This is a genomic window from Thalassoglobus polymorphus (genome assembly GCF_007744255.1).
Taxonomy (GTDB): domain Bacteria; phylum Planctomycetota; class Planctomycetia; order Planctomycetales; family Planctomycetaceae; genus Thalassoglobus; species Thalassoglobus polymorphus.
This window is the reverse complement of the sequence record NZ_CP036267.1, coordinates 2655846-2671886: the sequence shown is the minus strand read 5'-3', so window position 1 is coordinate 2671886 and position 16041 is coordinate 2655846. Positions and strand designations below refer to the sequence as shown.

The following is a 16041-nucleotide window of genomic DNA, read 5'->3' as shown; positions in this document are numbered from 1 at the left end:
GACCGATGCGACTCAACTTTCCATATTCACTGACTGTTGTAACCCACCAAGACTAATTCCCGTAAGCTCTTACCTGACAACAGTTAACACCTGTAGTCTTACAAGTGAGACTGCAACTCCCTGTTCTCCGGAGCATCTCGATGAGTCCAATCGTTAAAGCCGTCACAGCATTTTTGCTCGGGCTTGTAATAGTTGTTTCCATTCCAGCCTCTTTGCCAGGCCAGCAAGAGGGAGAGCGCCGCGACCGTGGTGGTGACCGTGGAGGCGATCGCGGCAGCATGCGCGGTGGTCCAGGTGGCAGACCGGGCGGTCCAGGAGGACGAGGTGGATTCTCCGGCCGACGCGGTGGAGGGCTCCTTGGAGAGCTTGGAAACGAATCGACTCGGAGTGAAGTAAATATCACTGACGAGCAAATGAAGAAGCTGGAAGAGATCGGCGAGTCGATGGGGAATTCCCGGGAGCAATTCGGGGACATCTTTGGTCGGATGCAATCTGCCAGTTCAAATGAAGAACGTGAAAAAGTTCGCAACGAATTGCGAGCAAAAATGGAAGAGGCTCGCAAGCAATCTGAAACTCAAATGAAATCTGTCCTGTCGGAAGAACAGTTCAAACGACTCGATCAAATCCGATTGCACCGCGAGGGGTTACGCGCGTTTGGAAGAGAAGAGGTGCAGACCGAACTTGGACTCTCTGACGACCAGAAGAAAAAACTGGAAGAGCTCCAGGAATCACGAAGCGAGAAGTTTCGTGCACTCGGATTTGGTTCCTCTGAAGAAGATCGGAATAAACTCAACGAAGAATTTGAACAAGCCACCATGGCGGTCCTCACCGACGAGCAAAAACAGAAATGGCAGCAGCGAATCGGACCTCCTCCTGCAGATGCGGGTCAATCACGTGGTCAAGGTTCAGGAGGTCAGCCGCCACCACGTCGTGAGCGACCAGTAATGGTTGAACAAGTCCCGGAGGGTGCTGAAGCCGTTCTGTCGTTCGGAGAAAAGCGGGATGAAGACGACAACACGACAAAAGCGGATCGGGAGAACGTTCAGCTCTCCTTCAACTTCCGCTATGCCCCATGGACAGAAGTGCTGCGACTCTTCGCACGTGAGTCTGGTCTTTCACTCGACCTGCTTGACGTCCCACCTGGAACGTTCAGTTACTACGACCAGAAAATGTATAGCCCGAAAGATGCCCTCGATGTCATCAACGGTTACCTGCTCCCCAAAGGTTTCGTGCTGGTTCATCGAGATGACTTCCTGGTTTGTCTGAACATCGACGATCCGATTCCACCGAATCTGATTCCCAACGTGGCTCCTGATGAGTTGGCGAGCCGAGGCAAAAACGAACTGCTGACTGTCGTCTTTCCACTGGAAGGAGTAGACGCCGGGCAAATCGCCGCCGAGGTGAATGAAGTTAAAGGACCTCAAGGGAAGGTCGTTGCGCTCGGTAGTTCCAACTCTGTCCTGGTCACCGATATTGGAAGCAACTTGCGACGGATCGATCTGATGTTGAAAGATATCACGAATCGTCCCGGCCCGGATGACTTAAGCTTCAAACCGTACATCATTAAAAACATTCCAGCTGCCGATGCAGAAACATTGCTCCGAAGTGTACTGGGGCTCAGTTCTGGCGTTACAAACGTCAGTGCCGCTTCCTCAAGACGCTCAAGTTCTAGTTCCACTTCCGGGACTGGAATCACAATTGCTGCGGACGAGCGAACCAACAAATTGCTGATCTCTGCAACCGTCAAGATGCATCAACTCGTCGAACAAGCTCTGGAAACCATCGACGTGGAAGGTGAGCCGAGCACATTCTCGTCTGAAGGGAACAAACCGTTTTTGAGAGTCTACACGGTCACATCTGCCAACTCGATGGAGGTGACGAAGACAATTACCGCCCTGATGCCGGGTGTTGTCATTAATGAAGATGCCCGAAACGGAAAGATTCACATTCTCGCGACGAACGACAAACATGTGCAAGTCGCTTCGCTCATCAGTGAGATGGACGGAGCCGGAAGCAGTTCACAGCAGATGACTGTCATCCCGCTCTCGAAGATGGACCCAATCATGGCATCGACAACTGTCCGAGCCATGTTCATGAAAGATGGTGATCTTGCCCCAACCATTGAGCCAGACGTTTATGGACGGCAACTCATGGTGCGAGGCGACACGGCTCAGGTTCTTCAAGTGAAAGAGCTTCTTGCTCAACTCGGAGAAGATGGAACCGGACAACGTGACCGTTCCAGTGAAAGCAGGATGAGAACTTTCCCATTGAGTGGACGTGACCCAGAAGAAATTCTCCCGTTAATTCAGCGAATGTGGAATCAGCGATCTTCTTCACCGATCAGAGTCGTCAATCCCGGCGAACGTGGTCCAGTAAGAGACATTAAATCACCAGCTGAGGGGCAATCGGTTCGGCAACCAGAACCTGCTGCTCCACCAGCGAGTACTCAGCAAATTCGACTCGACAAAAACTCACCAAACTCGGTGCAATCGAACGATTCCTCCACAAAGGAAACTTCAAAACATCGAAGTTTACCCGTGCTCGCAGCCAGTCAAACAACAGTCCTGGCTCAGGCGACTGGGGACGATTCACAGGCAGCCGAAAGTGAAGATTCTGCCGGAGAACCAGCTGAGCAAACAGAATCAGCGAATCCTGTTCAATACACCGACAAAGAATTATTGGACCTGTTGAGGACTTACATCAATCAATCGGCTCCGCCAAAGGCAAGCGAGTCTGAAACAGCACCTGAGACCGAGCCTGCCTCTCCAGAACCGGCAACTCGCAATCAAGAGAAACCGCGGACACCAACGGATTCAGCGAAAACTCCATCCTCTGATATTAATGTCACCGTACTCGGTGACGAGTTAATGCTCTATTCGTCCGATCCGGAAGCACTCAACGAGCTCGAGGAATTACTGGAATCGACATTGCAGGTCATCCCGCCGCGGACCTCCTGGACTGTCTTCACCTTGCAAACCGCTGACGCAACGGAAGCATCCCTCATGCTGGAACAGCTTCTTCCTTACAGTAATGTGAGTTCATCAACTTCTGCAGGCGGAATGCTCGGGTCATTCTCGGGAGCAGCATCCTCACTCGGAAGTGGTCTCGCAGAGATGACCGGTCTGAGTTCAATCGCTGCTGCGGGGCAATCGCTTCGAATCATTCCGGACACACGATTAAACGCATTATTCGTTTCTGGTCCTGCCGGTCAGGTGAAGGAAGTTGAAGAGATGTTACGAGTTTTGGACGCGAATGAGTGGCCCGATTCAATGCGTGACAAAGTGACCCGCCTGATTCCAGTCGAACATGCCGATGCCAAGGAGGTTCTGCAAATCGTCAAAGAGACCTACAAGGTTTACATCGACCCTCCACAGCAACAACAAGGTCGGGGTAATCCATTGGCTGCCATGATGGGTGGCGGACGAGGCGGGAAAGATGGCGACTCTCCTGCTTCACTTATTAAAATGGCTGTCAGTGTCGATTCAAACACGAATCAACTGGCAGTCTGGGCGGACGAAGCGCTGTTCCGAGAAGTTGAAACTCTCGTTCAGACCATTGACAATTCAGCCAAGGAAGCTCGGAGAACTGTCGTCGTGGTTCCATTGAACAATACGAATTCATCCATGATTCAGAACGCCTTGGGGACGCTCATGCCGCGTGTCAATGTGAGCAGCACCGGCAGCCGGAACTCCTCCAACAATTCAAGTAACCAGTCAAGATCAAGTAGCACATCAGAGAACAATTCAGACCAAGATCGCATCCGCCAATTTATGGAACAACGGATGCGCGAACGTATGCAGGGAGGTGGAGGAGGTAACCGCCCGAGCACAGGTGGACCCGGAGCGACGGGGCGTACACGTGGTGGCGGAACCAGTCCATTCGGAGGCGGCGGTCGGCAAGGTGGTGGAGGACGAACCGGTGGTGGCCGCACAGGTGGTCGTTAATACCAGCCAATCCAGAATATGCTTGACGTGACGTCCTGTCACCCGGCAGTCGACGAGATCACTAAAGTGATCTTCACGGGGACTCGTGATTTCATCATACTTGAGGCTCTCCCGATGAGCTCAAAACGCATGCTTTAAGACTTTGAGCAGGCTCGCGAGTGTCCCACTCAATGAGCAAAGTTTGATATTGTGGTTGTTGAACAACTGGTCATCAGCCTGACTCAAGATTCGATCCCCCTTGACAGATGATTCGAATCGACGAACGAAAACACGAAATTCTTCCTCATACGATGAGTATTCTGACGTAGAATTTCCTTGACCCTGGTCCTTCAACACTCGACTCTGCCAACATGAATATTGGTTCGCTACTTCTGGAACGCGCTTTGGTTAACGAGCAACAGCTCGAAATGGCCCGCGAAGAGAAATCCGGAAAACGGATCGATCGTGCATTGATCGAAATGGGAGTGATTCGCGAAGACGAGACTCTCCAACTCTTCGCCGCCGAGTTGGGGATGGAATTCAAAAACCTGAAAGAATTCGAGCTCGACCGCGAGTTGCTCGACAAGTTTCCAACAACTGCAATTTTCCGACATGAGGCGATTCCACTCGCTCGCCAAAACGGACATGTTCAAGTTGCGATCAGCGATCCATTCAACCTTGAATCGATTGATGAACTGAGCACGCTTGGAGGCTGTCGCATCGAGCCGGTTCTGGCGTGTCGCGACGAAATCCTTGACTTAATCAAACGTAATCTCGGTGTCGGCGGCGATACGATCAATCAGATGGTCGCGCAGCGGGCAGAAGACGAGATTGATTTACTCGAAGCAATCCCCGAAGGAATGGGAGAACTCGCCGAATCAGCTCAGGCTCCTTCGGTCATTCGTCTTGTCAACGAACTGCTTGTCGAAGCCCTTGAACAGCGTGCGAGTGATGTTCATCTCGAACCTCAGGAAAACGGACTTGTCATCCGCTTTCGTGTCGATGGGATTTTACGAATTGAACCTGTCCCTCCGGAAATCAATCACTTTGCATCTGCGATCGTGACGCGTTTGAAGATCATGTCACGGTTGAACATCGCAGAAAAGCGACTCCCTCAAGACGGTCGCATTAACATGCGGGTGCAGGGGCGCGAAATCGACGTTCGTGTTTCTATCATCCCGATGCTTCATGGTGAAGGCATCGTCATGCGTCTACTCGACAAACAGCGTATGGTCTTCAACCTGCGCGGCGTTGGTATGCCTCAAAATGTCTATGAGGAATTCACCGATCTCATCTCAATGCCGCACGGAATTGTTCTAGTTACTGGCCCAACTGGAAGCGGAAAAACGACCACGCTTTACAGTGGGCTTAACGAAATCAAAAGCCCAGCGACAAAGATTATCACGGTAGAAGATCCTGTGGAGTATCACCTCAACGGTATCAGCCAAATTCAGGTCCACTCCAAAATTGGACTTACGTTTGCTGCCGGCCTGCGAAGTATCCTCCGTCACGACCCCGATGTGGTCCTCATTGGTGAAATTCGAGACGGTGAAACCGCCACAAGCGCGATTCAGGCGTCACTGACTGGTCACTTGGTTTTCAGTACGCTCCACACAAATGACGCTCCAAGTGCTTTTACTCGGCTCGTTGATATGGGTGTTGAACCGTATCTGGTAGCGAGTACCGTCGAAGGAATTCTTGCCCAACGACTCGTGCGAAAATTGTGTGAGCGATGCAAAGTGGCATATAGACCTGATCCAAACGACCTCCCTCCTGACTTTCCTGAGCCGAATATTGAAACGCTTTACAAGCCAGTTGGGTGCAGAGACTGCCGCGACATCGGATACACCGGACGGATGGGAGTGTATGAACTTCTCCGCAACGATCCAGAGATTAAAAAATTGTGTATTGATGGTGTCAGCGCTGGCGTTATCCGAGACTATGGCCTGGCCCACGGCATGCTTACACTCCGCCAATCTGGCTATCAACGGATGATCGATGGCAGCACCACAATCGATGAAGTCATTCGTATCACAAGAGGCGAACATTAAGATTCGCTAACAATGCCTCTAAGACCGTTTTGATTCGCAGGGATTTCAAGCCCACGTACAGGTATTGCCAGAGCGATGGTTTCGTCGGTTGCTAGCCACAAGAGTGAACATGGAGTCTATTTCGAAAAAAAAGCTATAGAATTTGTCAAATCGTTTTGATTTCGTTACGGTTCTGATCCTCCGGATTCCCCAATTGCCCGACAGTACCGTATCAGGCCACTGCGAATGAGAGTGCTTCAAAAAACGTTCTCGAATGCAGATGCCTGCCTTTTGGATCTGGACGCAACGAGCATTGACTCTGTATTTGAGCAAACGGTTCAGCACTTGGTGGACCAGAAGATGGTTGCTCCGGGGGCGTATGACGAGATCGTCTCTGAACTCAGTCACCGAGAAGAGGCTTCATCGACAGCCATCGGTCATGCAGTCGGAGTTCCACACTGCTATCTCGATTCGATGATCGAGCAAATCGTGGTCTTCGTACGCCTCAAGCACCCACTCAACATGGGTGCTCCCGACCGAATTGCTACTCGATATCTTTTCTTCCTGCTCGGGCCAACATCTGCAATCCCCGGGCACCTGGACACTCTGGCACTCATCGCCAGACTGATGTCGGATGATGAATTTCGATACGACCTGGGCGAAGCGAAAGAGTATCAATCTTTGCTCTACGCTTTTGAAAGAGCCGTCCAACGTTCGAAACCGTCTCTGCCAATCGCAACGTCAAACAAAGATGACGGACTCGAATACACTGGAAAAATCCCTGGCGGACTGATTCAGGATGTGAAACGTCGACTCCCCAATTATTGGAGCGACTTTACCGACGGCCTGCACCCCAAAGCTGTTGCGTCAACACTGTTCCTCTTTTTTGCTTGCCTTGCTCCCACCGTCACTTTTGGCGGGGTGATGTCCATCGAAACAAATGGCGACATTGGTGCCGTCGAGATGATCGTGGCGACTGCAATGTGCGGGGTGATTTATGCTCTCTTTTCGGCTCAACCTCTCAATATTTTAGGGGGAACCGGTCCACTTCTGGTCTTCACGGCGATTCTCTACAACTTATGCCGCGACATGCAAATTGATTTTCTGCCCGCGTATGCCTGGGTCGGAATCTGGACGGCATTGATGACGATTCTTCTGGCAGTGATCGACGCCAGCTTTTTAATGCGGTACTTCACCCGCTTTACGAATGAGATTTTCTCCGCGCTCATTTCAGTCATATACATTTACAATGCCATCAAAGCGTTGATCATCATCTTCAAGGATCTTGATGCCCATCAACATCATGATACTGCTTTGCTTTCACTCCTTCTGGCTCTCGGTACGTTTTACATTGCGATCACACTTCAAGGGTCGCGTCGCAGCCGTTACATGCTTCCCTGGATGAGAGAGTTTCTTGCAGACTTCGGGCCCACGATCGCACTGGCAGTGATGACACTCGTAGCCTTTCGATTGCATGAAGTCGACCTCCCCGTGTTGCCTGCCCCAGACCAGCTCGGAACAACTTCGGGACGGGCGTGGTTCGTCGATCCCTTTGCAGCTCCAGTGTGGGTTCGCTGGGCTGCGTTGGCTCCTGCGGTATTAGCTGCGATTCTGATTTACGTCGACCAGAATATCACTGCCCGGTTAGTGAATTGTGCTGACCATCAGCTGAAGAAAGGAGGCGGGTACCACCTGGACTTAGCGCTCGTCGGTGGCATGGTCGGATTATGTTCCATGTTTGGCTTACCGTGGGTTGTCGCTGCGACGGTTCGCTCACTCAATCATGTCCGCAGCCTTGCGACAACAGAAGAAGTCGTCACCAGAAGCGGAGACCGGAGAGATCGCATCCTGAGAGTTCGTGAGACCCGTGTCACCGGTTTGGCAATCCACTTGCTGATCGGTGCGTCGCTGCTGTTACTGCCGTTACTGAAAACTGTTCCGATGGCGGTCTTATACGGTCTCTTTCTGTTCATGGGTTTCGTCTCCATTCGAGGAAATCAGTTCTTCGAACGGATTAGCTTATGGCTGATGGAACCATCGTTGTACCCCGCGACACACTTCATTCGCCGCGTTCCGTTATGGAGCGTTCACGCATACACAGCCATTCAACTGGTCTGTCTAATTGTGTTGTGGACGGTGAAAGAGAGCTCGCTCGGGTTACTGTTTCCGTTATTCCTGGCGCTGCTTGTTCCATTACGATTCAGCCTTTCATATTTTTTTCGACAGCCATACCTCGCAGTTCTCGATGCTGACTCAGTCCCGGAAGACTGAATGAAGACTAAGTTAAGACTGACGGAAATGGAATTTCTTCATCGCATCCCTCTCATTTACCGTTTATACTATCTACCCCACCGACGGACCTTGTGAGCCTTCCTGTCTGAGACTGACCAGCCTTCACAGAATCTGGGAGAAGTGGCTGACCTTCCAGAGAACGTCAACGATTCCTCAAAGCATTGTTAGCGATTCTTATGTCTGCACTCTCATTCGACTTTTCTTCAATTCCACTCTCCCGGTCACTGCTGATCGTCTTTGCAGGACTGTTTTGTGCTCAACTCTCCCTCGCTGATGAAGAACAGACTCGCGTCGCTTTGCACAAAAAATTCGACGAAAAAGTTGCCCCCTACCTGAAGTCGTTCTGCATGGATTGCCATGGAGCGGATCTCCAGGAAGCCAAGCTTGACTTGAGCCTCTTCAAGTCCACGCAAGATGTTTCGAGCGCTCACGGACTTTGGGAAATCGTTTTGACACGACTCGAAGCAGGCGAAATGCCCCCCGAGGATTCAGAGCCCGCTCCTTCACAAGAACAAACAAAAGAAATCGTTGACTGGATTCACGCTCTCCGCACATTCGACGCGAGTCAAAACGCCGGAGACCCCGGAGTTGTTTTGGCCCGCCGATTAAGCAACTCGGAGTACAATAATTCTATTCGCGACATTACGAGTGTCGACATTCAACCGACACGATCCTTTCCAGTCGACCCTGCAAATGAAGCCGGGTTCGACAATTCTGGTGAGTCGTTGGCGATGTCGCCTGCACTTCTGAAAAAATACCTGGAAGCAGCTCGGGAAGTTTCTGAGCATTTAGTCCTGAGCCCATCAGGGCTCAGCTTCGCCCCGCATCCAGTCATTACGGATACAGATCGTGATAAATATTGTGTGAAGCGAATTATTTCATTTTACAATTCACAAGCGACAGACCTCGCGGACTATTTCTTCGTTTGCTGGCAATACAAGTTCCAGCAACAAGCCGGAAGTTCCATCGAAGATTTCGCAAGACAGTCCGGCCTCAGCCCCAAGTATGCAAAAACTCTTTGGAACCGATTAAATATCGAAGAGGAAATCGGCCCCGTCGCAACACTTCAGAAAAAGTTCCATGCGATCCCACAGAACGCTGAGGAAAAAGATGCACGTGCTGAATGTCTAACCATCCGTGACGACATTACTCACATCCGTTCGCAACTGGTTTTCAAATTCGACAACCTCGAAATTCGTGAAGTCCATAAAGGGGCACAGCCATTTGTGCTTTGGAAGAACGAGCAATATGCCACTCACAGAAGAAAATTAAACGAGAACGCACTGTTTCAAGAAGGTGAGACGATCCCGAAAGGGACACCAAAAGAGCTCATCTTGCCGAGCGATCCCGAACGGAAACAGCAACATCTCGAAAAACTGAAAGAGTTCTGTTCTCTCTTTCCGGATGCGTTTTATATTTCTGAACGTGGCCGAGATTACTTGGGGGTCCCTAAAGCCAAACAGGAAAAAGGCCGCCTACTCAGTGCCGGTTTCCATAGCATGATGGGATATTTTCGCGATGACTCCCCGCTCTATGAGTTGATGTTGAGCGAGCAGCAGCAACAGGAATTAGACAGCCTCTGGCAAGAACTCGATTTTGTTGCATTTGCTCCGAAACGACAATACGAGGGATTTCTCTGGTTCGAGCGTACCGACTCTCGTTACATGAGAGAGCCACAATTCGACTTCGCTCGTCCAGAGAACAAGGCCTCCGCATCCGAGGCAATGATTCAAAAACTGTCGGAAGTCTACCTGGAGAAAGCGATAAGGAACGGAGGCACCGAAGTTCCGCTCAAGGCAATTGAAGATTATTTCGAGAACATTAATCGGCAAATTCGCTGGGTCGAATCTGAACGAATCAAGTCTGAACCGGCACACCTGAATGATCTGCTTGTTTTTGCCAACCATGCGTGGCGACGTAAGCTTTCAGATTCAGAAAGAGCCGAGCTGACGCAGTTTTATCAGATGCTTCGCGAAGAGGAAGACCTCTCGCACGAAGATGCCGTCCGTGACACATTAGTTTCAATCCTGATGTCCCCACACTTTCTTTTCCGCATGGATATGGCAAGTACCGGCGAGGGGACACGCCCATTAACAGGAACCGAACTCGCCAGTCGCCTCAGTTACTTTCTCTGGTCATCGACACCAGATGAAAAACTCATCGAGGCATTTACCGGCAGTGTCGGCCCACATGAGAATTCGAAGATCATTTCTCAACAAGTTCGACGCATGTTGAAGGATGAGAAGATCGAAGGTCTTGCTTATGAATTCTTCGCGAATTGGCTCGACATTCGCCGGTTTGAAGAACACAACAGCGTCGACCGGAATCGTTATCCGGAATTTACAAACGAACTCCGGGCTGCCATGTTCGAAGAACCGATTCACCTGTTTCTCTCCTTAATCAAAAACGACGGTTCGCTGTTAGAACTGCTCGATTCACAATCAACTTTTGTGAATCCGGTGCTGGCAAAACATTACGGAATGGATGACCTGGAATTTCAGGGAGACGAGTGGACTTTCCTGCCGGATGCAACGAAGTATGGTCGCGGTGGCCTGTTATCGATGTCCGTTTTTCTCACAAAGAACTCCCCCGGTCTCAGAACTAGCCCCGTTAAACGTGGCAACTGGGTGGTCAGCCGACTTCTTGGAGAACGCGTTCCGCCACCTCCACCAAACATTCCCGAACTCCCGGAAGACGAAAGCCAACTCGAAAACGTCTCACTCCGTGAATTACTCGCCAAACATCGAGACAACAAAAGCTGTGCCAGTTGTCACGACAAAATCGACTCCATCGGCCTCGCTTTCGAAGGATTCGGGCCTGTCGGTGAAAAACGCGAACAAGACTTCAATGGCCGAACCGTCGAGTTGGAAGTCGTCTACCCCAACGGGTTCAAAGGGGAGGGCGTGAATGGGCTGCATCAGTATTTAACTCAGTATCGGCAGCAAGAGTTCATTGAGAATTTTTGCCGAAAGCTGCTCACCTTCGCTCTTGGGAGAAGACTCACCTTGTCGGATGAAGGCCTGATTGTGAAAATGCAAGAACAGCTCAAAACGAATGACTACCGGCTTGCTCCGGTCATCGAAACAATTGTTACCAGCCCACAGTTCCTAACCAAACATGGTGGAGAGTTCCTCGTTCGAGAGCCGTAAACTGCGTTAGGGAGCATTCGACCGCACCAAAGAACCGGTCGTGCGTACGGTCTCTCGCAGACACGGAAAAGCAGACTGCATTAAGAAGTCGAGTCACCATATCACCTTAAAATGAATCATGGTCATGAATCAGCAACATCGAAAAATTTCGCGACGGATTTTGTTACAAGGGACGGGAGTCGCGATGGCACTCCCGTGGATGGAGTCGTTGCAAGTCTGGGGAGAATCGACTCCAAAGCTGGACCAGAATGGTGAATTCCCGAAACGATTTGCCGCACTGTTCATGGCTTGTGGAATTAACGCAAAGCACTGGTGGGCGAAAGGCTCCGGCGCGGAGATGGAGCTGGGAAAAACTCTCTCTCCGATGGAGCCGCATAAGCAGAAGATGAATTTCATCTCCGGCCTCTTCAACAAGAATGCCACCGGTGTCGGTATTCATCCGGGGCAAACCGGCAACATTCTTTCTGGCGCCTCGCTTCAAAAGGGAGCGGAACTTCGAGGCGGAATCAGCGTTGATCAGTTACTCGCCAATCGCCTTGGTGAGCAAACTTCGCAACCAAGTTTAGTCCTCGGCTGCGAACAACCGATCACCGGTTATCACGAGACAAACTTCTCGATGGCGTACAGTTCACATATCTCCTGGCAAAATGCGACTTCGCCAGTCCCGATGGAAGTTTACCCCTCGCTCGCCTTCGACAGTCTGTTCGAGAACCACGGTCAACGCCGAAACAAAAGTGTCCTTGACCGAGTTAAAGCAGAAGCTGCCAGCCTGAGCCGTCGAGCCAGTTTTGAAGACAAAACGAAGCTCGATGAGTATTTAACCAGTGTTCGAGAAGTTGAGAAGCGAATCGAACGTATCCGTAAAGATCAAGATAAAGCAACCGACCGAGCAAAGAATAAAGGGGAATCGCTAGTAACAATGAAACGTCCCGATAACGGACTTCCGGAAGACATCCGCGAACACATGAAGTTGATGTGTGATATCGTTGCTCTGGCATTTCAAACTGATAAAACGCGAATTGCTTCGCTGCTTCTTTGTCGTGACATCTCAGGCCTGTTCTATCCGTTCCTGGATGTTCGAAAAGCCCATCACTCTGGATCTCACGACGATCTCTCTGACGATTGGGAAAAAGTCTCTCGTTTCTATTGCAGCCAACTTGCCTACCTTGCTGGCCGACTCGATTCGATGCCTGAAGGGGATGGGACTGTCCTTGACCACAGTTGCCTGTTATTCATTAACAACATGTGGTCCGGATCAAGACACGATTCCACAAAGCTTCCGATGCTCACTGTCGGTGGACTCGGCGGGACCCTCGATACCGGACGCGTCCTCGACTACAGCGACAAAGATGACGGTGACCGAAAGCTGTGCAGTTTCTACTTGTCGCTAATGAATCGAATGGGAATTGAAGAAACAGAATTTGGCGATGCCCAAACACAACTTGCAGGTCTGTGAGATTACGTCCGCCAAAGCCCAGAAGCGATCGACCTGTTCAAGCAGTCTGCTCTACGTGAGCCTGTGTAGAACACGTTTCAGATTAATGTTCGCGATCGAAGATCCACCTTCCTGAGGTGTATTCAATAGCCTTCACGGCAGCTCAACACCAGATTGCTTCCTACGCCAATGGAAGCGGAGTCCCGTCGCAGATCGGAAATGGTCGGTTGAGCATATCTCGGATTAATGAGTCTGGCGAAATTCCGAGCTGTCGAAAGATCGTCGCGTGAACATCTGGCGGTCCGCACGGTTGGTCGAGCGGGAGCGCTCCCACAGCGTCGCTTGATCCATAAACTTGCCCACCCTGAATTCCTCCGCCGGCGAGCAGAACAGAATAGACGCCCGGGTAGTGGTCACGTCCGGCTGCCCCATTTATTTTGGGTGTCCGTCCAAAATCTGTGAGTACGACAACGAGTGTTTCAGAGAGTGTCCCACGCTGCTCAAGATCAGAAAGCAATGCAGACGTTCCTTGATCAAAGACGGGAAGCAGCTTCTCCTTTAATCGATTGAAGTTGTTTCCATGGGTGTCCCACATATCTCCCTGGGCTCCGTTCAAGTCACCAGCTGCACAACAGACCTGAACAATAGGCACACCTGCTTCGGTGAGTCGGCGTGCGAGTAACAAGCTGTGCCCTCCGATATGATGCCCGTAGGTCTCGCGAACTTTGGGATCTTCGCGTTCCAAGTCATAGGCCTCTTTCACTGCAGAACTGAGCAGCATTTCCTGAGCAAGGTCGCGAAAGTGATCGAACTCGACAAAATCGTTGGCCTGACTCACTTGATCCTCAAGCTTCTTCCGCAAAGCTCGTCTGGCCTGAAGGCGAGGAAGATCAACATCCCCCAACTTCAGCACTTGTGATCCCAACGCACGTGAGACACCGCCGAACTCCTCACCGCTTGGAGTCCGTATCACAATCGGATCAAACTTCGTCCCCAGAAATCCACCGTATTCGCCAGCCTGCAAGGTTCCATTATCGACCATCGGATAAGGAAGGCGGACTGAGTTCGGAACTCCTTTCGGTGCAGAGCGAAAATTGGAGACCATGGCAGCGATTGATGGCCAATCGCCACTTTCAGGAGCGATATTGCCAGCGCGAGGAGGACGATGCCCCGTCAAGTTCCAATACATCCCACGGCCGTGAGCAGAGTCGTCATGATGAATCGAGCGAATGATCGCCAACTTCTCAGTCTGTTGAGAGAGACAAGGTAAATGCTCACTGACAACAATTCCTGGCGTCGCTGTTGAAATCGGGGAAAAGATCCCTCGAATTTCGGACGCAGCATCCGGTTTCATATCCCAGGTATCAATGTGGCTCATCCCGCCCCAGCAATAAATCAGGACGCAAGACTTCGCTGGCGCATTCGCCAAACCAGCTGACGCTTTGGCAGCCAGAAAAGAGGACAGCGAAAGCCCCGCCGCCCCCGCAGAAGCGCCAAGCATCCTTCGCCTCGACAGGTGACCGGGAGAAGCTGTACTCACACTTTTTCGATGAGTTGTCATTCGCCATCAACCGTACTGATCTCGTGAACAATGAAGAACCGATCCCTTGCCGAGAAATCGATCCTCAAACCGAATCCCCGACAGGCGCGTCACATCAACAAACACTTGCATTAAGTCTCAGTATTAAGTAACCGGGTGAAGAGTTCAATGTGAATCTCAGTTGAGTGCGAAATTTGGGGAGATCACCCAATCGGCTTAGCTCAAATTCTTCGTCGACAACAGAGGATCTTGAGCATTCCTTGTACATCACCGGCGTTTCTTGAGTTGATCGAGAATGACAGCTGCGAGGATCAAACCTCCGAAGACAACTTTCTGTTCATAGCTTTTTACTCCAGCCATATTGAGACCGTTTTGGATGACCGCAATAATCATTGCGCCGATCAAAGTCCCGAAGATTTTTCCTTCCCCACCGGCGAGACTTGTTCCTCCAACAACCACAGCAGCGATGACCTGCAGTTCATAGAGGTCACCCGCATTTGGACGTCCTCCTTCAAATCGGGACGCATCAACAACACCACCGATGCCTGCCATCGTCGCACAGACGATGTACACCGCAATCAAGACTCCCACCACAGGAACGCCAGAGAGCCTTGCTGCTTCTGGATTCCCACCCACCGCATAAACGTATCGCCCGAAGGCTGTTTGGCTCATCACGTAATGGGCGACGAAGTAAAGGGCGAGCATCAACAAAATCGGGTTGGGGATCCCGAAGACTTCCCCATTCCCCAGCCAGGAAAAGGCTTCAGCTTGAATCGTAATCGACTCCGGAGTCCCCTCGGTACGGCCTCCAGTCAAGCTGGACTGGTATCGGACAGCGAGGATCAGTGCGAGACCACGGGCGATCATCAGGGTTGCCAGTGTGACAATAAAAGCAGGGACCCGAAACCAGGTCACCATGACACCGTTGAAAAGTCCACACGCCGCACAAGAAAGAACCCCAAGAAGTCCGCAGCCGATCATGACCACAACCGATGCGTTTGCTCCACCGAACGACTCGAGTGAAATCGCTGTAATCACTGCGGCGATGGCGAGCAGGCTGCCGACAGAAAGATCGATTCCGGCAGTAATGATGACCATCGTCATTCCAATCGCGATGATCGCAACATCCGCATTCTGATTAATGACATTGATGATATTTTCTCGGGTCAGAAATGTCGGCCAATAATAACTCTTCGGAATGATGACTTGAGCCGATGACAGCGATGGATATTTTCCCTTGAGCTTGTTGAGTGTACGCTCCCGCAGTGGACCGAAAGCTGTTCCTGGCTGATGCGTTGCAATCACGTCCAGCTTCTTGTTCTCGACGCCGAGTCGCTCTATTCGCTGTCGCAAGTCGGCCGGTGTTCCTGAAATGATTCCTAGCACAGTCACGCCAAGTCGTTTCAGCTCTTTCTCAATTGCAGTCGCAAATTCCTGATCGCCAGTGGTCTCACGTATGACGATCAGGACTCCTCCGTCGTCAACCTCGTTTGCAATTCGTTTCCCAAGTTCCGTACCGGCAGCTTGCGTGATGGGATGCTGTTCAGAATACGTGGCGTAGCTGTAGTACCCACACAGAAGAAGCAGGACAAACACTGAGCCATAGTGAGTCACGAAGTCAGAATGGAGGAGCCGTTTGATCATGATTTTATTCGATTCCGTTGCATTTTTC

Annotated in this window: 7 protein-coding genes; 5 read left to right on the top strand and 2 right to left on the bottom strand. The window is 51.1% G+C overall.

Translation table 11 applies throughout. From position 1 onward, the window contains the following. The first annotated feature begins 140 nt into the window (after positions 1-140). The 5 genes from Mal48_RS09655 to Mal48_RS09635 all read left to right on the top strand — a co-directional run bounded on the left by Mal48_RS09655 (position 141) and on the right by Mal48_RS09635 (position 12850). Complete coding sequence (locus tag Mal48_RS09655) at positions 141-3944, top strand: secretin N-terminal domain-containing protein (RefSeq protein ID WP_145198415.1); 3804 nt, start codon at positions 141-143, stop codon at positions 3942-3944. A 350-nt stretch (positions 3945-4294) separates the two neighbouring features. Then, positions 4295-5974, top strand: a complete 1680-nt coding sequence (locus Mal48_RS09650) for a GspE/PulE family protein (protein ID WP_145198413.1) — start codon at positions 4295-4297, stop codon at positions 5972-5974. Positions 5975-6199: 225 nt separating this feature from the next. Beyond that, complete coding sequence (locus Mal48_RS09645) at positions 6200-8224, top strand: PTS sugar transporter subunit IIA (RefSeq protein WP_145198411.1); 2025 nt, start codon at positions 6200-6202, stop codon at positions 8222-8224. A gap of 197 nt (positions 8225-8421) precedes the next feature. Further along, positions 8422-11394, top strand: a complete 2973-nt coding sequence (locus Mal48_RS09640; protein WP_145198409.1) for a DUF1592 domain-containing protein — start codon at positions 8422-8424, stop codon at positions 11392-11394. Between the two features lie 124 nt (positions 11395-11518). Beyond that, complete coding sequence (locus tag Mal48_RS09635; protein ID WP_197442208.1) at positions 11519-12850, top strand: DUF1552 domain-containing protein; 1332 nt, start codon at positions 11519-11521, stop codon at positions 12848-12850. Positions 12851-13010: 160 nt separating this feature from the next. Here Mal48_RS09635 and Mal48_RS09630 read toward each other — a convergent pair whose 3' ends face one another. Further along, on the bottom strand, positions 13011-14330 hold the full coding sequence (locus Mal48_RS09630) for a DUF1501 domain-containing protein (protein ID WP_197442207.1): 1320 nt from the start codon (positions 14328-14330) through the stop codon (positions 13011-13013). Between the two features lie 306 nt (positions 14331-14636). Then, positions 14637-16013, bottom strand: coding sequence for an ABC transporter permease (locus tag Mal48_RS09625; protein ID WP_197442206.1), 1377 nt, complete (start codon positions 16011-16013; stop codon positions 14637-14639). Positions 16014-16041: the final 28 nt, after the last annotated feature.